This is a genomic window from Arthrobacter sp. G119Y2, assembly GCF_038069765.1.
Lineage (GTDB): Bacteria > Actinomycetota > Actinomycetes > Actinomycetales > Micrococcaceae > Arthrobacter_B.
Window position 1 is genome coordinate 70,582 of record NZ_JBBPFS010000007.1, and the last position, 19,201, is coordinate 89,782.

Annotated in this window: 18 protein-coding genes; 8 read left to right on the top strand and 10 right to left on the bottom strand. The window is 65.2% G+C overall.

The features are described from left to right. The first annotated feature begins 208 nt into the window (after positions 1-208). A complete protein-coding gene (locus tag WKB88_RS15145) occupies positions 209-520 on the top strand; it encodes a hypothetical protein (protein ID WP_341395386.1) in 312 nt (103 codons plus the stop codon). Between the two features lie 202 nt (positions 521-722). Here the strand turns inward: WKB88_RS15145 and tgt are convergent, their stop codons facing one another. Then, entirely contained in the window at positions 723-1,997 is a 1,275-nt protein-coding gene (gene tgt, locus WKB88_RS15150) for a tRNA guanosine(34) transglycosylase Tgt (RefSeq protein ID WP_341395387.1), read from the bottom strand. A gap of 197 nt (positions 1,998-2,194) precedes the next feature. Between tgt and WKB88_RS15155 the strand changes: the two genes are divergently transcribed. Then, positions 2,195-3,226: an FUSC family protein gene (locus WKB88_RS15155; RefSeq protein ID WP_341395388.1), complete on the top strand. Its 1,032-nt coding sequence runs from the start codon at positions 2,195-2,197 to the stop codon at positions 3,224-3,226. Positions 3,227-3,287: 61 nt separating this feature from the next. Here WKB88_RS15155 and WKB88_RS15160 read toward each other — a convergent pair whose 3' ends face one another. Further along, on the bottom strand, positions 3,288-4,160 hold the full coding sequence (locus tag WKB88_RS15160; RefSeq protein WP_341395389.1) for a DUF6707 family protein: 873 nt from the start codon (positions 4,158-4,160) through the stop codon (positions 3,288-3,290). A 60-nt stretch (positions 4,161-4,220) separates the two neighbouring features. Beyond that, entirely contained in the window at positions 4,221-4,760 is a 540-nt protein-coding gene (locus tag WKB88_RS15165; protein ID WP_341395390.1) for an NUDIX hydrolase family protein, read from the bottom strand. Positions 4,761-4,897: 137 nt separating this feature from the next. On the opposite strand from WKB88_RS15165, the gene WKB88_RS15170 reads away from it, so the two are divergent. Further along, complete coding sequence (locus tag WKB88_RS15170) at positions 4,898-5,515, top strand: YdeI/OmpD-associated family protein (protein ID WP_341395391.1); 618 nt, start codon at positions 4,898-4,900, stop codon at positions 5,513-5,515. A 134-nt stretch (positions 5,516-5,649) separates the two neighbouring features. Continuing rightward, complete coding sequence (locus WKB88_RS15175; RefSeq protein WP_341395392.1) at positions 5,650-6,531, top strand: class II glutamine amidotransferase; 882 nt, start codon at positions 5,650-5,652, stop codon at positions 6,529-6,531. A gap of 78 nt (positions 6,532-6,609) precedes the next feature. Here the strand turns inward: WKB88_RS15175 and WKB88_RS15180 are convergent, their stop codons facing one another. Further along, the gene (locus WKB88_RS15180; protein ID WP_341395393.1) at positions 6,610-7,731 is read right to left on the bottom strand and encodes a glycoside hydrolase family 76 protein; all 1,122 of its coding nucleotides are present in this window, start codon (positions 7,729-7,731) and stop codon (positions 6,610-6,612) included. A gap of 191 nt (positions 7,732-7,922) precedes the next feature. Here WKB88_RS15180 and WKB88_RS15185 point away from each other — a divergent pair, with 191 nt between their 5' ends. Both WKB88_RS15185 and WKB88_RS15190 read left to right on the top strand, forming a co-directional pair. After that, complete coding sequence (locus WKB88_RS15185; protein WP_341395394.1) at positions 7,923-8,696, top strand: 3-hydroxyacyl-CoA dehydrogenase; 774 nt, start codon at positions 7,923-7,925, stop codon at positions 8,694-8,696. A 127-nt stretch (positions 8,697-8,823) separates the two neighbouring features. Continuing rightward, positions 8,824-10,008 (top strand): acyl-CoA dehydrogenase family protein, encoded by a 1,185-nt coding sequence (locus WKB88_RS15190; RefSeq protein WP_341395466.1) that lies wholly within the window; start codon positions 8,824-8,826, stop codon positions 10,006-10,008. Positions 10,009-10,105: 97 nt separating this feature from the next. Here WKB88_RS15190 and WKB88_RS15195 read toward each other — a convergent pair whose 3' ends face one another. The 4 genes from WKB88_RS15195 to WKB88_RS15210 are packed head-to-tail and all read right to left on the bottom strand — an operon-like array spanning position 10,106 to position 15,687. Further along, a complete protein-coding gene (locus WKB88_RS15195; RefSeq protein WP_341395395.1) occupies positions 10,106-12,067 on the bottom strand; it encodes an IucA/IucC family protein in 1,962 nt (653 codons plus the stop codon). A 10-nt stretch (positions 12,068-12,077) separates the two neighbouring features. After that, positions 12,078-12,647: a GNAT family N-acetyltransferase gene (locus WKB88_RS15200; RefSeq protein ID WP_341395396.1), complete on the bottom strand. Its 570-nt coding sequence runs from the start codon at positions 12,645-12,647 to the stop codon at positions 12,078-12,080. Then, positions 12,644-14,212, bottom strand: a complete 1,569-nt coding sequence (locus WKB88_RS15205; protein WP_341395397.1) for a lysine N(6)-hydroxylase/L-ornithine N(5)-oxygenase family protein — start codon at positions 14,210-14,212, stop codon at positions 12,644-12,646. The genes WKB88_RS15200 and WKB88_RS15205 overlap by 4 nt, the downstream gene beginning before the upstream one ends. Next, positions 14,209-15,687, bottom strand: coding sequence for a pyridoxal phosphate-dependent decarboxylase family protein (locus tag WKB88_RS15210; RefSeq protein WP_341395467.1), 1,479 nt, complete (start codon positions 15,685-15,687; stop codon positions 14,209-14,211). The genes WKB88_RS15205 and WKB88_RS15210 overlap by 4 nt, the downstream gene beginning before the upstream one ends. Positions 15,688-16,012: 325 nt before the next feature. On the opposite strand from WKB88_RS15210, the gene WKB88_RS15215 reads away from it, so the two are divergent. Both WKB88_RS15215 and WKB88_RS15220 read left to right on the top strand, forming a co-directional pair. Then, positions 16,013-16,486, top strand: coding sequence for a hypothetical protein (locus tag WKB88_RS15215; RefSeq protein WP_341395398.1), 474 nt, complete (start codon positions 16,013-16,015; stop codon positions 16,484-16,486). 233 nt (positions 16,487-16,719) lie between these two features. Next, entirely contained in the window at positions 16,720-17,025 is a 306-nt protein-coding gene (locus WKB88_RS15220; RefSeq protein ID WP_341395399.1) for a hypothetical protein, read from the top strand. Between the two features lie 19 nt (positions 17,026-17,044). On the opposite strand, the gene WKB88_RS15225 is transcribed toward WKB88_RS15220, so the two are convergent. Then, the gene (locus WKB88_RS15225) at positions 17,045-17,974 is read right to left on the bottom strand and encodes an NADP-dependent oxidoreductase (RefSeq protein WP_341395400.1); all 930 of its coding nucleotides are present in this window, start codon (positions 17,972-17,974) and stop codon (positions 17,045-17,047) included. 212 nt (positions 17,975-18,186) lie between these two features. Continuing rightward, positions 18,187-18,945: a hypothetical protein gene (locus tag WKB88_RS15230; protein WP_341395401.1), complete on the bottom strand. Its 759-nt coding sequence runs from the start codon at positions 18,943-18,945 to the stop codon at positions 18,187-18,189. Between the last annotated feature and the right edge of the window lie 256 nt (positions 18,946-19,201).

Sequence of the window (19,201 nt, forward strand, 5' to 3'; positions counted from 1 at the left end):
CGGGAGTGGCTCGCCCGGCACGCGATCTTCCCCGTGCCCTTTTGCACCTGCCCTTTTTGCTCTAGCGTCACATCCATCGCCGTGCGGGCGGCAGGATGCTGCTCAGAGTTGGGCAGGGGCACGGCTGTCGGGAAAGACGCGGTTGAGCGACACGCCCCACGACATAGTTGAGGGGCGCGATTGAGCGCCGCGATTGAGGAGGAACGGCATGCAGGACAACGACAACAGCAGCAATGACGGCACCCGGAACGATCCCGCGGCGGAAAAACAGAACAATCCCGCGGTAAAAGATCCTGGACAGGACACCGCCGGACGCGATGCCGCTGGCGCGGCAGGTGCCGGGGAAGCTGCCGACAACGAAGGCTTCCATGCCGGTCCTTCAGCTGACGAGGAATCGGCACCCGGCAGCGGTACCGGTGCTGCCTCCGGCGGGCCGGAAGATCCGCCCGAAACGGAACAGAGTCCGGTCGAAGAACAGGATCCGGACCAGAATCCGCCGCTGCCCCGAACTTGGAACTAGGGGCCCGGCCCCGAAGCTGGAGCTATGGCCCGTCCCCGAAGCTGGAACTAGGGCCCGGCCCCGAAGCCGAACAACCCGAGCACATCAGAACGCACGGCCAAGCCCGGCCAGCCCGGGCACATCAGAACGCACGGCCAAGTCCGGCAAGCCCGGCAAGCCCGAGCACATCAGTACGCCCGGCGCCGGCGTCCGGCTCGCTCTGCTACGCCTTCGCGCTGTAGTACTTCCCGAGGGTCTCGGCCTTGAAGTCGAAGAACGTGCCGTTCTCGATGGCGAGCCGGGCATCGTCAACCAGCTTCACGGTGAACCGCTCGTTGTGGATCGACACCAGAGTGGAGGCCACCATTTCCTTCGCGCGGAACAGGTGGTGGATGTAGGCCTTGGTGTAGTGCGCGCAGGCATAGCAGTCGCACCCCTCCACCAGCGGAGTGAAGTCCTTCTTGAACCGCGCGTTGGACAGGTTCAGCCGCCCGTACGGCGTGTAGAACGCCGAGGTCCGGGCAACCCGGGTGGGGGAGACGCAGTCGAAGGTGTCGGCACCGTTTTCGATCGCGGTGAAGATGTCATCCGGCTCGGAAATGCCGAGCAGGTGGCGGGGCTTGTCCTCGGGCAGTTCCTCCGTGCACCAGCGCACGATGGTTCCGAGGTTCTCCTTCTCCAGCGCTCCGCCTATGCCGAAGCCGTCAAAGTCCATTGATCCCAGATCGCGGGAGGCCTTCCGGCGCAGATCCTCGTACTGTGCGCCCTGCAGCACCCCGAACAGTGCCTGGTACGGCTTGCCGACCCGTTCTTCGGTAAGCCTGCGGTGCTCCGCGATGCAGCGTTCCGCCCACAGACGCGTCCGTTCCAGCGACATCTCCTGGTAGGCGCGCGAGTTCATCAGCGTGGTCAGCTCGTCGAAGGCGAACATGATGTCCGCGCCGATCTGGTGCTGGACCTGCATGGACACCTCGGGAGTGAAGCGGTGCTTGTCGCCGTTCAGGTGGGACTTGAACCACACGCCGTCGTCGTCAATATGCGCGAGGCGTTCCTTGCCGGGCGCGACGGCGTCATCCGCACCGGTGGCGTGGGTGGTGCCGTCCGCGTTCATGTTGATGACCTTCTTAAAACCGGCACCCAGGCTCATGACCTGGAATCCGCCGGAGTCCGTGAAGGTGGGGCCGGACCAGTTCATGAACTTGCCCAGGCCGCCGGCCGCGTCCAGGACGTCGGGACCCGGCTGGAGGTACAGGTGGTACGCGTTGGCCAGCAGCGCCTGCGCACCCAGGTCAGCCATCGACTCGGGCAGCACGGCCTTTACCGTGGCCTTGGTTCCTACGGCAATAAAGGCCGGCGTCGCGATCTCTCCGTGCGGCGTGGTGATGGTGCCGGTGCGGCCCTGGAACTCACCGCCGTTGGCCTGCGTCTGCTCAGCTGTTGGGGCAGTGGTTTCGCGCAGGCGCTTACCGAGGGCAAAGGAGAACGTTGAGGAGGACACCCCTCCATTTTGCCTTACCCGCCGACGAGGGAGGTGCGCTGCCGGATTCAGTGCCCGACGTCGTCGGGCGCTGGGATGCGTGCCACATTTTTCCGGAGGCGGTTATCCACGGGAGTACGGTGGAAAGTGCGGTTTTCGGCCGCAGCCTCCTACTGACCTGAAAGGCCGAGCAGCCTGCCTTGAATCACCTGCGCGATATGTTCCGGATCGCACCTGCCCACAATGACCACCAAGTGGCCATCCGGTGCGGACTCGGCGTTGGCGTTCCCCTGCTCCTGCTGCTGGCGTTCGGCCGGGTAGATCTGGCCATTTTCGCCAGCTTCGGCGCCTTCACCGGCATCTACGGCCGCAACGAGCCGCACCGCCAGCGCTTCGGCCACCAATTGCGGGCGGCAGCGCTCATGCTGGCTGTGATTCTTGCCGGCGCCCTGACCTCACGGCTGGACCCCGGCGCCTGGGACATTGTGGCGGGAACGACGGCGGTGGCCGGGCTCGGGACTCTGGCGACCGGATTCTGGCGGCTGCGCCCGGCGGGATCCCTGTTCCACATCTTTGCCTATGCCGCCATTTCGTCAGTACCGAACCAGCCGCCTCTCTGGCAGGCAATGCTGGTAGCTGCAGGCACTGTGCTCTTTTCCCTGGTGCTGGGACTCTCCGGCTGGTTCCTGCGCCGGTACCGCACGCCCTGGGAAAAGCCCGAGCGCCCCCGTTTCACCTCCGCCCAGCGCAGAGCCATTTATGCCGACGCCGGACAGTACGCTCTGGTGGCTGCGATCGCCGGATCCATTGCAACGGCAATGGGCATTGGCCACAACTACTGGGCCATGGTTGCAGCTACCGTGCCGCTGGTGGGGCTGACCGTGCGCAACCGGATTCACCGGGGGCTGCAGCGCATCCTCGGCACCTTCGGGGGACTGCTCCTCACGGCGCTGATCCTGCTGCCGGGGCTGGAGCCGTGGCAGATGGCGGTGGTCATTGCGCTGCTGCAGTTCGGTGCGGAGATGCTCATCGCCCGGCAGTATGCCCTTGCACAGGTTGTGGTCACACCGCTGGCCCTGGTGAGCACCGAACTGGCGCATCCCGGCGACCCGCTGCTGCTGGTTTCCGACCGGGCCGTGGAAACTGTTATCGGTGCGGCGGTCGGCATGACCATGGTTCTGGCTGTTCACCTGCATAACCGGCGCCTCCGCCGGCGCGCAGCTCCGGATCAGTCCGGAGCTGCTGACTAGAGGTCCGGCCTAGGGCCTGACTAGAGGTCCGGCCTGGGGCCAGCCTCAAGACCCGGCCTTCCTACAGGTCCAGGTTGAGTCCGCGAACGGCAATAAGTTCATTGCGGATGCGGCGGTCCAGTTCACTTTCCGACAGCGTCTGGGAACCGCCGTGGGCCCGCAGGTACAGCAGTGCATCGAGGCGCAGGACGCGCCAGTCGCGTTCGCTGTGTTCATCGCCCGCCTCGGCGGAGCGGTGAATCTCGCGGTCGTAGAGGTTGGGTTCGTTTAACTGCCGCTGCAGCATCTCCGCTGCCAGCTTGGCCTTGAGCGGGTCGCTTTCCGCAGCGTCACCAGCCCGGACTGCCTGGGCGTACGCCGCGGAGGTTTCTTCATCTCCTGACTCGTGCGTGATGTGGGCGGCCAGCGACAGGGCCGCCTGAATCCAGTTCCACCGGCCGAAGTTTCCGTCGAACGGCAGTCCGGTGATGATGTTGCAGACCTGGAGGGCGTTCTCGGAGTCGTCCAGATCCACATACAGCGTGTGCGCCAGATCGCAGACGTCCCGCAGGTTGCTTCCGGATTTCACGTTCAGTCCGCGGCTCAGGCGGGCCGAAATTTCCTGGACCTGGCTGTCCCGCGGGTGTGCGGCGGCAGCGGCGGCAACAACCGCTGCGTAGTTTTCCTCTTCAGCCGGAACCACGCGTACAGCATCGGCCGGCGCGCCGGCCGGGGCCGGAGCCTTCACGCGGACGGACGAACCATACGCCAGCCGCAGCGTCATTCCGTCCTCCAGGACCAGATGGACCAGCGCCGGTACACCGAAGTCGTCGTTCTCCACCGAGCTGTCCCGGACCGGAGCCAGCGAGGTGCTTTCGTGCACCGGAATCTGTCCGGGCGCGAGCAGCTCGGCATTGACCCGGAATGTATAAGACTCCGGTTGGCTCTCTGGCATGGCAGGTTCCTTCTCTTCGGACAATCGGCACCCAGTATATAAAGAAGCGGTAACGGGCGTTTAGCGTCCCCAGCTGGCCGAGGCCAGCGCCTGCCGCAGAAGGTCTCCGCGGCCGCCGGCAAACTCGGCGTAGATTTCCGGGCTCAGGGCCTCTTCCGGCGTCAGCCAGGACAGTTCGAGGGCATCCTGCCGGGGATCGCATTCTCCGGTGACAGGGATGAGATAGGCCAGGGCGACGGCGTGCTGGCGTTCGTCGGTCAGCCCGGACTGGGAGGGCGACGGGAAATACTCGGCAACGGCAAACGGCGTCAGCGCCGGCGGCAGCTGCGGAAAGGCCATGGGACCCAGGTCCTTTTCGAGGTGCCGCAGCAGTGCGGCACGGATGGTTTCCCGGTACATGACCCGTCCGGAGACAAAGGTCCGGACCATCTTGCCTTCGTCGGTGGCCTGCAGCAGCAGGCCCACCTCGGTTACGTAGCCCAGCGGGTCGCATCGGACCGGCACCGCTTCCACGTAGACCATGGGTAGGCGCTGCCTCGCCTCACGCAGGTCATCTTCGGAGAGCCAGCCGGGATAGGGATCAGGGGTACGAACACTCATAGCAGTGTTTTACCGCAAAGCGGCGGGGGCACTGAGCCGACGCGCGGCGCTTTGGCCCTCGGCTGAACTGGCCAACCCCTTTCCGGGGCATGTGCCGGGGGTTTCTGAAGCAGGTGCCGGAGGCATACTCTCTGGACATGGCCGGTACCTCGAAGAAGCCTGCAGGGTCCCGGACGGGACCGAAGGCGCCCCTGCCCGAATTGCTGCTCCCGGATGCCGCAGCCTGGCGGAGCTGGCTGGAATCCCACCACGCCGACTCGCCGGGGGTCCTGCTGGTCCTGGGGCGCAAGGGCGGGACCGTCACCGCGTTGTCGTACAACGGGGCGCTGCAGGAGGCCCTGTGCTTCGGCTGGATTGACGGGCAGGCCAACCGCCGTGATGAGGAAAGCTATCTGCAGCGGTTCACCCCGCGGCGTCCGCGCAGTATCTGGAGCCAGCGGAACGTTGGGTTTGTGGCACGGCTGGAAGCGGAAGGGCGGATGCAGCCGGCGGGGCGTGCCGCCGTCGAGCAGGCGAAAGCGGACGGGCGGTGGGACGCTGCCTATGCGGGCCCGGCAGCAGCGCAGGTTCCCGAGGATCTGCTGGCGGCCATCGCGGAAGTGCCCGCAGCGCAGGCCACATACAGCGTCCTGAACGCGCAGAACCGGTACGCCCTGTACTTCCGCCTCAACGCCCTGCGAACCGCTGCGGCCCGGGAACGGAAAATCGCGGACCTGGTCCGGATGTTGGCGGAAGGCCGGACGCCCTATCCTTAGCCTCCGCTGCCGTCGGGGTGACGGAGCCGTACCCTTGCCTTTGCCCGGGAGCCGCGGGACTCTTGAAGGAGTCTGCAGAGTCAGGGAAACCCGCGGCGGGACTGTGGGCCCGCGGCAAATCCGGGAGGTTCAGTATGTGTCGGCTCTTCGGTATGCACGCCGGGCATCATCCCGTTAAGGCCACCTTCTGGCTCCTCACGGCACCGGACAGCCTGGCGCAGCAGAGCCGGCGGGAAGCAGACGGATTCGGGATAGGCGTGTATGACCGCGAGGGCAGGCCCTCAGTGGTGAAGGCACCCATTGCAGCGTATGAGGACAAGGCATTTGCGGCCGAGGCCAGGGACGTCGAGAGCATCACGTTCATCGCCCATGTGCGGTACGCCAGTACCGGCGGCGACGTGAAAACCAACACCCACCCTTTTGAGCAGGATAACCGCCTTCTGGCCCACAACGGCGTGGTGGAGGATCTGGATTTGCTCGACTCCCGCCTGCAGCAGCTGGGCGTGATGGACCTGGTGAAGGGCGACACGGATTCCGAGCGGGTTTTTGCGCTGATTACTGCAGAAATCCGCACCAACGGCGGTGACGTTGGTGCAGCCATAGCCTCCGCACTGGGGTGGGTTGCTGAGAATTGCCGGCTGTTCGCGGTCAACATCATCCTGACCGATGCTGCCAATCTGTGGGCAGTGCGGTACCCGGACACCCATCCCCTCTACGTGCTGGAGCTCGGCGAGGAGGATCAGCACAGCGGGATGAAGACTCAGCGGATCAGTGTCACGAGCCAGCAGTTGAGTGATGAGCGGCGGGCCGCGGTGCTGCTGGCCACCGAAAGAATGGACGACAATCCGAACTGGCGGCTAATGGATCCCGGAGAAATCCTGCACGTGACTCCCGCGCTGGAAGTTAAGAGCAGCCACCCCCTGCCGCCGTCGCCGCGCCATCGGCTCACTCTCGCTGACCTCGACGAGCGTGCCGCGAGCTCGCAAAGCCCCCAAAGCGCCGGCAGCACGGCCTAGGCAGCACCGCCTAGCAGCGCGGCCCAGCAGCACGGCCTAGGCGCAGAGCGCGTCACTGCAGCCTGAGCAAGCCTGGTGTCAGCCGAGCCCGCGCCGGACCCGGGCCGCCGCTTCCAGAATCATCCACGCCGAAAGCTGGGTGGAGAGGCCGACGCCGGTGCCCGCCGGGTAATGCTGTTCCGCCGGTTCCAGTGGATGCGGGGAAAAGACGGTCCGCTCTCCGCGCTTGGTTCTTCCGGCCCACAGTTCCCGGGCCGTTGCGCCGACGAGTTCTGCTGCCTCCTCGCGCTGCGGCGGGGCAAGGGTTGGTGAGACTGCAGCCAAGGCCAAGTAGCGGCAGAGGATGCCCGTGAACAGCCCTGCGTCGCCGGTGCCGTGCGTGATCAGCACAGCAGTGCCCGGATGGGTCAGCTCCGTCCGGACAGCTCCCACCAGCTCTGCCGCCCGGGCCAGGTTCGCCGGCCCGCCAAGTTCCAGCAGGGCGCCGAGGACGGGACCCTGGTTATAGGTGAAGACGGCTCGTTCCATGACCGGTTCCCCGGAAACTGCCGGCTTGATGCCGTCTAGGTAGAGGCCGCTGTCGGGGTCAAGGAGTACGGAGTTCAACCAATCAACCAGTGACTGGGCCCGCTCACGCTCGCCGCTTCGTGCGAAGTGCAGGGCGGCCGGTGCCGTGGCGGGAGTGTTCTTGAAGGAGCGCCGCCGGTTCCAGTACACCCCGCCGCCCAGGTCCATGGTGTGTGCGGACCTCAGGGCATCCGTGAGTGATGCCAGCATCCGCGGATGCGGCCGCGGTTTCACCGGCCCGGCAGGGTCCTCCTGGTTTTGGTTCCGGACGGGGCGGACGGGCACGAGGGTGTCTAGCCGCCCCACTGCCAGCGCCAGCCAGGCCATGTCGTCGAAGTACCAGTTGGTGGCCCGCAGCCCGTTCCGCAGCCGAATGCTGCGCACCAGCCGATGGGCCTGGCCGAGCGCGTCGGGAGCACCGCGCAGTGCGGCATCCACCAGCGCATCCACGTAGTGCGCCTGCCACCAGTAGTGCCAGGGGCCGGGCAGCAGACTCGGGCGCCGTGGACTCTCGACGGCTGCCAGGGCAGTGCCCGGAAGGCCGAGCAGCGGACGGGTGAAGGCCGCCGTAACGGAAGCGGCGGCGTCGTCGGCGCGGGCCTGGATCTCGTGCAGCGGTTCCTCGGGAAGCATGCGCACCACCCTAGACCTCTCCGTGCCGTCATTACAGCGGCGGTGTTGTGTTCGGGCCAGGAAGCGGGGCCGGCACCCTTCTTCCGGCAGGGAGGGTGCGGGGTGCCGGGCGAAGATGCAGTGTGCGACGGATCACAGTAGGCTCGTCATGCCGCCGCAGGGGCGGCAGCAACTTTACGCAGGAGAATGCAGTGGATATTTCAGGGGCATCGGCACTCGTTACCGGAGGTGCCTCCGGGCTCGGGCGGGCTACTGCCCGCAGACTGTACGACGCCGGCGCATCAGTGATCCTTGTGGATCTTCCGTCTTCCGGCGGGCTGGCTTACGCCGCCGAACTGGGAGACAACGCGCATTTTGTTCCCGGTGATGTCACCGACGCAGATCAAATGGCTGCAGCGGTGGAGGCGGCAATGAATGCGGGCCCGCTGCGCGTGGCCGTGAACTGTGCGGGCATCGCCACCCCCGGGAAGGTGCTGGGCCGCAACGGAGTGCTGCCGCTGGAGGACTTTGCCCGGGTCATTCAGGTGAATCTCATCGGTACCTTCAACGTCAGCCGGCTGGCGGCGCAGGCCATGGCCGAGACGGAGCCGGTGGAAACCGGCGGAACTTCCGAACGCGGAGTCATCATCAATACCGCGTCCGTCGCCGCTTTCGACGGCCAGATCGGGCAGCCTGCCTACTCGGCATCCAAGGGCGGCGTCGCTTCGATGACGCTGCCGCTGGCCCGGGAGCTGGCGCGGCACCTGATCCGCGTGGTGACCATCGCGCCCGGAATCTTCGAAACACCCATGATGGCCGGTCTTCCGCAGGATGCCCAGGACTCACTGGCCAGCCAGGTGCCCCATCCCTCCCGGCTGGGACGGCCGGACGAGTACGCCGCTCTGGCCGTGCACATCATCGAAAACCAGATGCTCAACGGCGAAACCATCCGGCTGGACGGCGCTATCCGGATGGGACCGCGCTGACGTGGCTTCCGATCTTTCGGAGGCTCCTGGCACGCCGGCAGCTCCTGGCACGCCGGCGGCCCCTGACACGCCGGCGGCCCCGGGGCCTACCGCACCCCCGGCCGCCGCTGCATCCCCTGAGGCTGCCCTGAACCTGCCGGATGCCGACTTTTATGCCTTCGAAGACCTGCTCAGCGCCCGGGAACAGCAGAAGCTTGCCGAGCTGCGGACTTTTCTGGCGGAAGAAGTCGCCCCGCATGCCGCCCAGTGGTGGCGGGACGCGTACTTCCCGTCCGAAATCCTGCCCAAGCTGGCCGCACTGGAGCTGTCCACGCCCGTGCAGCAGGGTTACAGCCCGCTGTTTGCCGGGCTGGTCATCGCCGAGATGACCCGGACCGATACGTCCATTGCAACGTTCTTCATGGTCCACCATGACCTCTTCGTGGAAGCCCTGCACGCGTTCGGGTCGGAGGACCAGAAGGACCGCCTGCTCGCCGATGCGCTGTCGCTGCGGATTACCGGCGCCTTCGCTTTGACCGAGCCGGAGCACGGTTCCGACGTCGCCGGGGGCATGGAAACCACGGCTGTCCGGGACGGGAATTCCTGGCTCCTCAACGGCAGCAAGCGGTGGATCGGCAACGGGACGTTCTGCGACTACATGCTGCTGTGGGCCCGTGAACCGGAGAGCGGGAAGGTCCGCGGGTTCCTTCTGGACGCCTCGCTGCCGGGTGTGCAGCGGCGCAGGATCGAAAATAAAACGGCATTGCGCACCGTGCAGAACGCAGACATCACCCTGACGGATGTCCGCGTTTCCGAAGCGGACCGGCTCGCCGGCATCGACAGCTTCGAGGACATCAAGCACCTGCTCCGCGGATCCCGGATCATGGTGGGCTGGCAGGCGGTTGGCGCCCAGCTGGCCGCCGTCGACATCGCCCGTGCCTACGCTGTGGAACGGCAGCAGTTTGGCCGTCCTTTGGCATCGTTCCAGCTCATTACGGAACAGTTGGTGCGGATGCTGGGCAACACCGTGGCGAGCACGGGCATGCTCGCCAGGGTCGCGGAGCTGGAACGCGGCGGTTATCCCTCGGCAGTCGGCCGACGTTCCTCGGACGGAATGGCCCAGGCCGCCCTGGCCAAGTCTTATGCGAGCCGCAAGATGCGCGAGACAGTGGCTTTGGGCCGCAGCATCCTGGGCGGCAACGGAATCGTGACCGATTACCGCATGGCCAAGGTTTTTGCCGATGCCGAAGCCATCTACACCTATGAGGGCTCGTACGAAATCAATTCCCTCATTGTCGGCCGGGACATTACCGGAATTTCGGCGCTGCGTTAGGTCCGCGGTACCCGCCCTCACCGTGAAGCGCCGCCCCGCGACGGCGCCTTCCCGGAAAGCCGCCGCCCTCCCGCGCGGGAGGGCGGCGGCGGTGGCGTCAGCGCCGGAACTGCGCCAGCGGATTGGCAAGGCGGCCGGAGAACTGAAGTCCGCCGGAGGGGTCGCTCAGGTCCAGCATCTGCTGGTTGTTGCGCAGCTGCAGGCGGTTCAGGCAGGACAGTACAAAATCTCCGGCGAACAGGTCGTGGGCGGCGAACTCGTCAGCCAGTTCCGGATGGGCGTCCTGGTATCGGTGCACCACCGACGCCACCGTTTCCCAGAACTGCCGGGTTTCCAGCTGCCCGTCTTCCTCCAGCAACGCCGCCAGGAACCGGAAGATGCAGTCGAACACATCGGTGAAAATGGACAGGATCTTGTCCTCCTGAGGGATTTCGATCCGCACCCTCGCACAGTTCTCGGGCAGCGGGGTGCGGTCACCCATCACCACTATTTCCTCGGCGATGTCCTTCATGATCGTCCGCTGCACCGCTCCGTCCCGGAGCACCAGGATCAGGTTCTCACCGTGCGGCATATAGGCAAGTTCGTAGGCGTAAAAGCAGTGCAGCAGCGGCACGAGGTACGCCTGAAGGTACTGTTCGAGCCAGGCCCGGGCACTGAGACCGGACTGCTCGATGAGTGCTGAAACCAACGGCCGGCCGGCCGAATCGGTGTGCAGCAGCGACGCCATGGTTGCCAGCTGTTCACCGCTGTCCAGCCGGGGGAGCGGGCTTTCCCTCCACAGGGCGGAGAGCATCTTGCGGTAGGGCGATCCCTTGGGTGCGCCGGCTTCAAAGTAACGGTTGGTGTAGCCGACGGCGGCGCTTTCCCGCAGGATGCTGAATCCGGCTGTCTGCAGGGTTTCATCGCTGCGGACCAGTTTGTCCAGCCAGTCGTTGATGTCCGGGGTGGCGAGCATGTATTCGGGGGAGAGTCCGCGCATGAAACCCATGTTGACCACGGACAGGGCTGTTTTCACATAGCAGCGGTCGGGATGGGCCCGGTTGAAGAATGTCCGGATGGACTGCTGCGCCTGATACACATCGGATCCGGTACCCAGCCGGATCAGATGCCCCTGGGCAATCTCTGCGGCAAAGGTGACGGCGAGCTTGTTGGTCCACTGCCACGGGTGCACAGGCATGTAGAGGTAGTCAGCGGGGCTGGCTCCGCGGTCCGCGAGTGCGGCATCGAAGCCGGCGAGGACAGCTGCTCCCAGCTCGCCCTCGAGATGGATGCGGTAGTCCAGTCCGGGCAGGGAAGTGAAGACGGCACGGTCGCGGCGGACGGCTATCCATTCCAGGTGCACCGGCGCTCCGGCTTCCGGCGCGTAGGCCAAATAGTCATCCGAACCGAAGCCCAGGCGTCCGTTGTTGGCGACGAAGCAGGGATGGCCCTCGGTCATGGACTGTTCCACGGCCTGGAAGTCTGCGGCCGGGTCTGCGCCTTCGGTTACGCCGCGGGCCAGAGTCGCCGACGACGGCGCGGCGGGCGAGTTCTTGAAGGCGTGCGAGGCCAGTGTGCTGCTGATCTCCTCCAAATAGACGGGAAGCATCTGCTCGTTGATTCCCAGTGTTTCCGAGAACTCGGTGACGAATACCAGGGCGTCCAGTGCGGTTTCGGTTCCGCCGGCAAACCGGTGAATGCTCGTGCCGGGAATGGACCAGTGATCCAGTTCGAGCAGCCGGGCGCTGAAACGGTACTCGGCTGCGCCGTCGTCGGACACCAGACGGTAATCAGCGGTTTCCTTTGCCGTTGCAGCCGTTGCAGCCGCAGCTGCAGTGATCGGTTCCGGAGTGAAGATGCGTTCATGGGAAAACTCAGCCAGGGCCTTGCGGATCACGTGCCGGTTTGCAGCTTCCCACCGGTCCGGTGTCAGGTGGGCGGTCGTTGCACGGTCCGGCGCAGCGGAGGCGGCGGCCGGGGAAGGAACGGCGCTTGAAGGAACGGTGTCTGAAGAAACGGTGTCTGAAGGAACTGCGCTGGAAGGAACGGCATCTGAACCAGCGGTAGGGGAAAAGATCATGGTCACGGGATTACTCCTGAATGGTGGCGGCGGACGGCGAAGAAGCGGGAGCATCCGGCATGCCGCCGGTTCGCACGTAGTCGGCCCTGGTGCAGAAACTCAGCAGGGCGTCCTTGTCCGGAAGGGAAATGATGCCGGCGGGCACGAAACCCATTCGGGCATTCAGCGCGGCGATCTTGGTGTTGCGGACGTCCGGTTCCACGACAATCCGCTCGGTGTGTTGATCTGCGAAGAGGAAGTCCAGGACGGACCGGAACACGGCAGTGGTGAATCCGGACCGGGGCCGTTCAGCAGGGCCCACGAGCAGGTGCATTCCGGTGTCGCCGGGCTGCACGGAGTAGTGGCCCGCCAGCGGCGAGTGCTCCGGCGCGTAGGACTCGGTTAGAAACGCCGGAGTGCCGTCCTCCAGACCCAGCCAGGCATGGTGGTGCGGATCGGCGGCTATGCGCGCGTATTCGGTTTCCACATCGGACCGGGAAGCGTTGAGCATGCCCCAGAAACGGGCATAGTCGCGGCTCATCCAGCCGTGCAGCAGCGGGGAATCGCGGACGGCGTCCACGGGAACGATGGTGAAGTTCATGCTGATATCCGATCGCCGTCGGGCAGCAGTGACTCGGGGAGGGCGCCCGCAGGTGCCGCGTCCCGGGCAGTGGGCGGTGCTGAGGTCCGGGCCGGGCCGGTCACCGCAGCGTCCTCCGGCTCAACACCGAACTCCTGGAACGCAATGGCGCGTTCCACCCGGTAGTGCTCGCGGCCCAGCATTTCGCGGATGATCACCGAATTGCGGTAGGCCGCCATGCCCAGATCAGGGGTGACGAAACCGTGGGTGTGCAGTTCCGCGTTCTGGACGAAGATCTCACCGTGCGTGGTGCCGATCCCGTAGTTTCGGTCCACATCGAACCGGCCGGCCCGGTCGCGGCGGATGCGCTCGCCGATTCCGGCCAGGAACTCCGGCTCCCGGTAGGCATACCCGGTCCCGAGGACCACGGCGTCGGTCTCCAGGAGGAGTGTCCGGTCCTGCTCGTCGTGATGCAGTGCCAGGGTGTGCCGGCCGGCTTCCGGATCGTACCGTGCTTCCTGCAGCTCCATGTGGGTCAACAGCCGGGTTCGGGGTTTCCCGTCCAGGCTCTGCGCGTACAGGGTGTCATAGATGTGGTTGATCAGCTCCGAATCGATGCCCTTGTACAGGTTCTTTTGGCCGGCCACGAGAGTGTCACGGGTAGTTTCGGGCAGGGCATGGAAATAGTCCACGTACTCGGGAGATGTCATCTCGAGGGTCAGCTTGGTGTATTCCAGCGGGAAGAAACGGCCGGAACGCGTGACCCAGTTCAGCTCATACCCGTGTGCCGGCAGATCCTGCAGGAGATCAAGGTAAATCTCTGCAGCGCTTTGGCCGCTGCCGACCACAGTGATGCTGGAGCTGGACTGCAGCTCGGCTTTGCGGGCCAAGTAGTCCGAGTTGTGCAGCACCAGGCCGCCGGCCCCCATGATTTCCCGGGCTGCCGCAGGCACATGCGGCGAGGTGCCGGTGCCCAGGACCAGACGGCGGCCCAACCGCACCTGTTTGCCGCCGGGGCCGTCGGTTAGCACGGAGTACACGCCGTCGTCGTACCGCACCTCCGTGACGCGCTCGCCGAAGTGCACGTTGGGCAGTGCGTCTGCGACCCACTGGCAGTAGGCGTTGAACTCGGCCCGCAGCGGATAGAAATTCTCCCGGATGTAGAAGCGGTAGAGCCGGCCCGTCTCCTTCAGGAAGTTCAGGAAGGAGTAGGGGGAGGTGGGGTCGGCCAGTGTCACCAGATCCGCCATAAACGGGACCTGAAGATGCGCGGAGTCCAGCATCATGCCCGGGTGCCAGTCGAAGCCCGGGCGCTGGTCAACAAACACGAGGTCAAGATCGGGAATGGGCTCGGCGAGTGCGGCGAGACCGAGGTTAAAGGGCCCGACGCCGATGCCCACGGCGTCATGCACGTGTCCCGGCCGCGGAGGGCCGGCGGCATCGGATGCGGCAACGGCATCGGATGCGGCAACGGTGTCGGTCGCGGCATCGGTCGCGGCAGGAGCGCCGGAGGCGGCGGGACGGCCGGACGCAGCGGCACCGTCGCCGGCGCCGTTGCGGTTTTCGGTCACAGGGGAGGGCTTCATGCGGCTGCTCCTGCCAGGTAGGCGTCTCCGGCAGAGCGGATCAGGGTGAGGATTTCCCGAACATCGTCCACAGTGGTTTCGGCGTTCAGCAGCGTGAATTTAAGGTAGTGGCGGCCGGCCACCGTAGTTCCTGCAATCACTGCCTCTCCCGAGGCAAAGATTTCCTTCCTGATATGCCGGTTGAGGGCGTCGGACCTATCGTCATCCACGCCGGGGGGAAGGTAGCGGAAGACCAGCGTGCTGAGCTGAGCAGGTGCGGCAAGGTCGAAGTCTGGATCATCGGCGAGCACGGCGGAAACCTCGGCAGCCAGATCCACGGCGGCGTCGAGAAGGAGCCCGATGCCGTCGGCGCCCATGAGCCGCAGTGTGAGCCAGAGCTTGAGTGCGTCGAAACGCCGGGTGGTCTGAAGGCTCTTGTCGACTTGGTTCGGAACCCGTTCCCGCGCTGCACTTTCCGGGTTGAGGTAGTCCGAGTAGAGGGTCACGTGTCCAAGCGAGGCCGCGTTCCGAACCAGCAGTGCACTGGAAGAGACCGGCTGGAAAAAGGTCTTGTGGTAATCGACGGTGACTGAATCCGCGGCCTCGATTCCCTCCAGCAGATGCCGGTATCGCAGTGAGGTGATGAGCCCTCCGCCGTACGCGGCATCCACATGCAGCCAGGCCCCGTGCTCACGGGCCAGGGCGGCAACGGCGGCAAGCGGATCAATGCTGCCGAAGTCTGTGGTTCCGGCAGTGGCAACGATGGCCATGGGCGTTTCGCCGCGGCCGGTGCTTTCCGCCAGGGCTGTGCGAAGAGCGGCCGGATCCATCCTTCGGTGAGAATCGCAGGGAATGGGCACGACGGCGTCGTACCCAAGTCCCAGGAGTGACGCGGACTTGGAAATGCTGAAGTGGCTGGCTTCCGAGGTGAAGATGCGCAGGCCGTCCAGCAGTGCCGGGAGCCGCCGGCCGTCATGCCGCGGGTCGAGCCGCAGCTCCTCGACCGCGTGGTTGCGTGCAATCAGCAGGCCCTGCAGGTTGGAGGCGGTGCCGCCGCTGGTGAAAACGCCGTCGGCGCCTGCGCCGAGTCCGAGCCGCTCTGCCGTCCAGTTGATGAGCCGGCGTTCGATCAGTGTGGCCCCGGCGCTTTGGTCCCAGGTGTCGAGGGAAGAATTGACTGCGGAGAGGATCGCTTCGCCGACCAGCGCCGGGATCACCACCGGGCAATTCAGATGGGCGGCGTACTTCGTGTCGTGGAAGTACACCGCATCACGCAGATACACGCCCGCCAGTTCCTCCAGCGCTGCAGCGGTATCCGGCAGCGGCGACTCAAGGTCAACACTGTCCACGGCCGGCAGCAGCCGGGCCGGCGGAATTCCGGTGAATGGCCGGGTGGTCCCGGCAACCGTCTTCGCTACCAGGTCCACGCCCTGCATGACGTCGGCCCTGTAGCGTCCGGTGGTATGAGCGTTGAACAGCTGGCTCGCGGCTGCCATTTCCAGTTCTGCCTGTGAGGCCAGGTCAGAGCGCTCTTCAGTGTGGTGCAGCAAGGTCACTGCGACTCCCTCGGTTTATTCCAAATGGGTAACTCAGGTAACCCTTACTTAGGGTGACCTTTACGTCAAACTAATGTGACGTAATTGGGTCAGCCCCCGACATGCCGCGGAATTTGGCTACAATTGTGCGCGCCGCGCGAGGCGCTTAATCCTCAGGTGGTGCCGGGAAGGGGATATCAGTAGGCTTACTAAAGAGGGTCTGCTGGACCTCCCGGTCTTAAACCCCGGGAACCGGCAGGCAAACGCAGACGGAAAGGCAGAGTTGATGGACGAGCAGAGCATTCCCGATCCCGAGCTGGGCAGCGACCCCGCACTGGCCGACGACATTGCCGACGTAGCGACTCCTGACGAGGTAGCCGCTGTTCCGTTGGAGGATCTGACGGATGCGGATGACCTGAGTAACGTCGACGAGCTGATTGACCCCGAAGACCTGAACTACCCGGGGGCGGCGGAGGATAATCCGGACCGCTGGCAGGAGGACCCGCTGGTGAAGGAAGATCCACTGCTCAACGAACCCGGTGTCCTATCCGACCAGACGCTGCGGGATGAAACCGCCGAAGAACGCTTTGAAGACGGACAGTCCCAGGTTCCTCCGGAAGTGCCCACCATCGGAGAAGCGGCAAGCGATGTCGATTTCGACGACCCAGTCGCTGCGGATGAAGAAGATGGCAGCGACGATCCGGCCCACCTGGGCGGTGACCCTCTGGCTGACTTCAGCCCGGAGGATAACGAGCTCTAATCGGTTGGGCTCCGGTCAAAGCCGTTGGAGCAGCCGTTGAGGCAGGTGCTGTCCGTGAAAGCGGTGACGTACAGCCGCGACGGCTGTCCCGACGGCGTGGTTTGCGGGAGGTGCCGGAGCCCAAAACAGGTCCGGATTCCGTCCTGGTGCAGGTTTTGGTCCTTCCGGCTGAGCACGAAGGGGCACGCAGGCGGGAAAACCGCGGGACCGCGGTAACCGTCTAACCTGTTTTTATGCCTTCTTTCCGAGCCCAGCTGAATATTACGGGGCTGAAACCCGGCACACCCCCTGAAGCAGTGATGGAGACTGCCGTGGCCGCTCTGGCAGCCAGCCACCATGTTGAAGCCAACCAGCTCGACATTGTCAGTGGCATACCGCGCATCACCCTGCGTTTCATGGTGCCGGACAATGAATGGTCGCTGGAGAACTCCCAGGCGAAGCGGGCGGCAGCCAATATGCGTCATGCAGTGGACGGCGTGGCTGAGGCGGAACGCCTGCGCGTCCTGCGCCGGCAGCGGGGACGGTGGGTTCCGCTCTGAGAGGCTCTGTTCCGTGCGACTAGAAGAGCAGCACCAAACGTCCCCGGACTCCACCGGCTTCGAGCCTGCGGTGCGCTTCTGCGGCGTCGTCTGCTGACAGCCGGTCAGCAACCCGGAGAGTCAGTGTGCCGTCTTCCACCAAACGGCGCAGTGCCTCCAGCTTTTGGCCTGAATGGTATTCGTCCCGGACTGCAACCGGATGAACCGTAACTCCGCGGCCGGGGTTTTCCTGCCACCAGCGGAACGTTGCGAAGCCGCCGCCGTCCTTCACTGCCGGCACAGCCTTTTCATTCATGACGGCGGCATCGGCGAGCGCATCAACTCCGTCAGGGAAGAACTCTCTGATGTGCTGTGCGGCATCGTCACCGCGCTCCACCATGTAATCCGGCCCCAGATCGGCAACCAGCGCGCGGTCTTTGCCGGCGGCGTCGGCCACCACCACCAGACCTGCCTGCTTGGCCAGCTGCACCAGATAATTGCCCAGCGTTCCCGCCGCACCCGTTACCGCAAGAGACTGTCCGGGCTGCAGGTTGAGCTTTTCCAGGGTCTGCACTGCAGTCAAGCCGTTCATGGGAAGAGTGGAAGCCTCGGCGAAATCCGTACCATCCGGAATATGTGCCAGAGAGTCTGCCGGCGCAACCAGATATTCGGCATAGGCACCGCCGTGGGCGCCCAGGGGCAGGGCAATAGTCATGACTCTGTCACCGACCTGCCATCCGTCGGCGCCGTTCACCTCGTCAATAATCCCTGCCGCGTCCATTCCGGGAACGGCCGGCATTCCGATATCTCCTTTGCCCTGTCCTCCGGCCCGAAGGACGGTATCCGTCGGACTCACGGCTGCTGCCTTGACGCGAATGCGCACTTCTCCCGGCCCAGCGTGCGGCTCCGGAACCTCCATCGCCGTCAGGGCCTCGGGGCCGCCGAACTTTTCCACACCGATGATCTTCATACCCGGCGGCAACCACTGCCGTCTGCTGGGTATTCCTGCAGGGCGGCTGGCGGGTTGGGGCGGGGAGGGTAAGCCGGGCCGGAGACGGGTAAACCGGGCGGATAAATCGAGGGTGGGTAAATCGAGGGCGGGTAAGCCAGAGCTGGGAGAAGGGACGGGTAAGCCAGGGCTGGGAGAAGGAACAGAACGACACGTCCAAGGCAGGTGGCCGGCTACTGAAGGCGGCGCTCGTTCCTCCGCCGTTCATGGTCCACCTGATGCCGGCGTGAACCAGCCGAGACGAGCACGAGGAAAGCTGCTGCTGCTGCCGCTGCCCCGACAACAGACGATTCCGGTGCCGCGCTAAACCGTTCAACGGCCACGCACCCCAGTGCCCAAACCGCTGCCAACGCCAGGGACAAGTGTCCCCGGTCCGTCATGCATACGATGTTTATTCCCACGGTCACGGTGATCAGCGCGACCGATGCCCAGGTGTTGCCGCCCCATCCGGCCAGATCTGCATCCGAGCGCGTCAGGAGGAACGCAAGGGAAGTGCTGAGTGTGAAGACACCTGCGGCAAGGAACATGCCAAGGGGCACATCGGTCAGGATGCCCTCAGTCCACGTGGGTGCCGGTCTGGCGTTGATGCGGGCAATGCTGAACAGCCCCAGAGCGGTTTGAGCCGCACCGACAATCAGCATGCCGCCGGTTGCTGCCCCGGCAACGGCAGCCAGCAGCCAGCCCAGCGCCAGGATCTCCGCTGCCAGGATCAGCCAGCCGAACCAGGTATGCCGGGGATTCGTACGGTGCCGGGGAAGCCACTGGTACACCGCATACAGGAACCATCCGGCAACCATCGGCAGCCACAGCCACCACACCATGGCGGCCGGTGCCACCAGGGATCCGGCCGGGTTAAGAGCACCCTCGGGATCAAGCGCCGGAAACCGATTGCCTGCGTCAGCTGAAACGATGGCGGAAACGGTGCACGCCACAACCGCTGCAGTCGCTGCGGTAACTGCCGTCCTGCGGATGAGGTCAACCGATGGGGTCGTCCGGTCCGCCGGCTGCGATCCGGGTATTTTGCTCTGCACCGGAGAAGGTGCACCCGATGCTGCGCGCCTCGTCTGTTTGCCGTTCCCCAGCTCGGGAGGCTCCACGGGAGGAGAATGTTGTTGCCGGAGCAGGGAGCGGGGGGAGTTGCCCGCCGCGGGTGCGGAGGCGTGGGGAACCAATGCGGGCTGTTCGGAC

Coding starts and splice junctions, on each gene's coding strand:
- WKB88_RS15180 (WP_341395393.1), bottom strand. CDS start 7,731: ATGCTTCCCGAGGAACCGCTGCACGAGATCCAGGCCCGCGCCGACGAC.
- WKB88_RS15225 (WP_341395400.1), bottom strand. CDS start 17,974: ATGAAGATCATCGGTGTGGAAAAGTTCGGCGGCCCCGAGGCCCTGACG.
- WKB88_RS15160 (WP_341395389.1), bottom strand. CDS start 4,160: ATGCCAGAGAGCCAACCGGAGTCTTATACATTCCGGGTCAATGCCGAG.
- WKB88_RS15215 (WP_341395398.1), top strand. CDS start 16,013: ATGGACGAGCAGAGCATTCCCGATCCCGAGCTGGGCAGCGACCCCGCA.
- WKB88_RS15195 (WP_341395395.1), bottom strand. CDS start 12,067: ATGATCTTTTCCCCTACCGCTGGTTCAGATGCCGTTCCTTCCAGCGCA.
- WKB88_RS15220 (WP_341395399.1), top strand. CDS start 16,720: ATGCCTTCTTTCCGAGCCCAGCTGAATATTACGGGGCTGAAACCCGGC.
- WKB88_RS15145 (WP_341395386.1), top strand. CDS start 209: ATGCAGGACAACGACAACAGCAGCAATGACGGCACCCGGAACGATCCC.
- WKB88_RS15170 (WP_341395391.1), top strand. CDS start 4,898: ATGGCCGGTACCTCGAAGAAGCCTGCAGGGTCCCGGACGGGACCGAAG.
- WKB88_RS15205 (WP_341395397.1), bottom strand. CDS start 14,212: ATGAAGCCCTCCCCTGTGACCGAAAACCGCAACGGCGCCGGCGACGGT.
- WKB88_RS15175 (WP_341395392.1), top strand. CDS start 5,650: ATGTGTCGGCTCTTCGGTATGCACGCCGGGCATCATCCCGTTAAGGCC.
- WKB88_RS15200 (WP_341395396.1), bottom strand. CDS start 12,647: ATGAACTTCACCATCGTTCCCGTGGACGCCGTCCGCGATTCCCCGCTG.
- WKB88_RS15210 (WP_341395467.1), bottom strand. CDS start 15,687: ATGGCAGCCGCGAGCCAGCTGTTCAACGCTCATACCACCGGACGCTAC.
- WKB88_RS15165 (WP_341395390.1), bottom strand. CDS start 4,760: ATGAGTGTTCGTACCCCTGATCCCTATCCCGGCTGGCTCTCCGAAGAT.
- WKB88_RS15155 (WP_341395388.1), top strand. CDS start 2,195: ATGTTCCGGATCGCACCTGCCCACAATGACCACCAAGTGGCCATCCGG.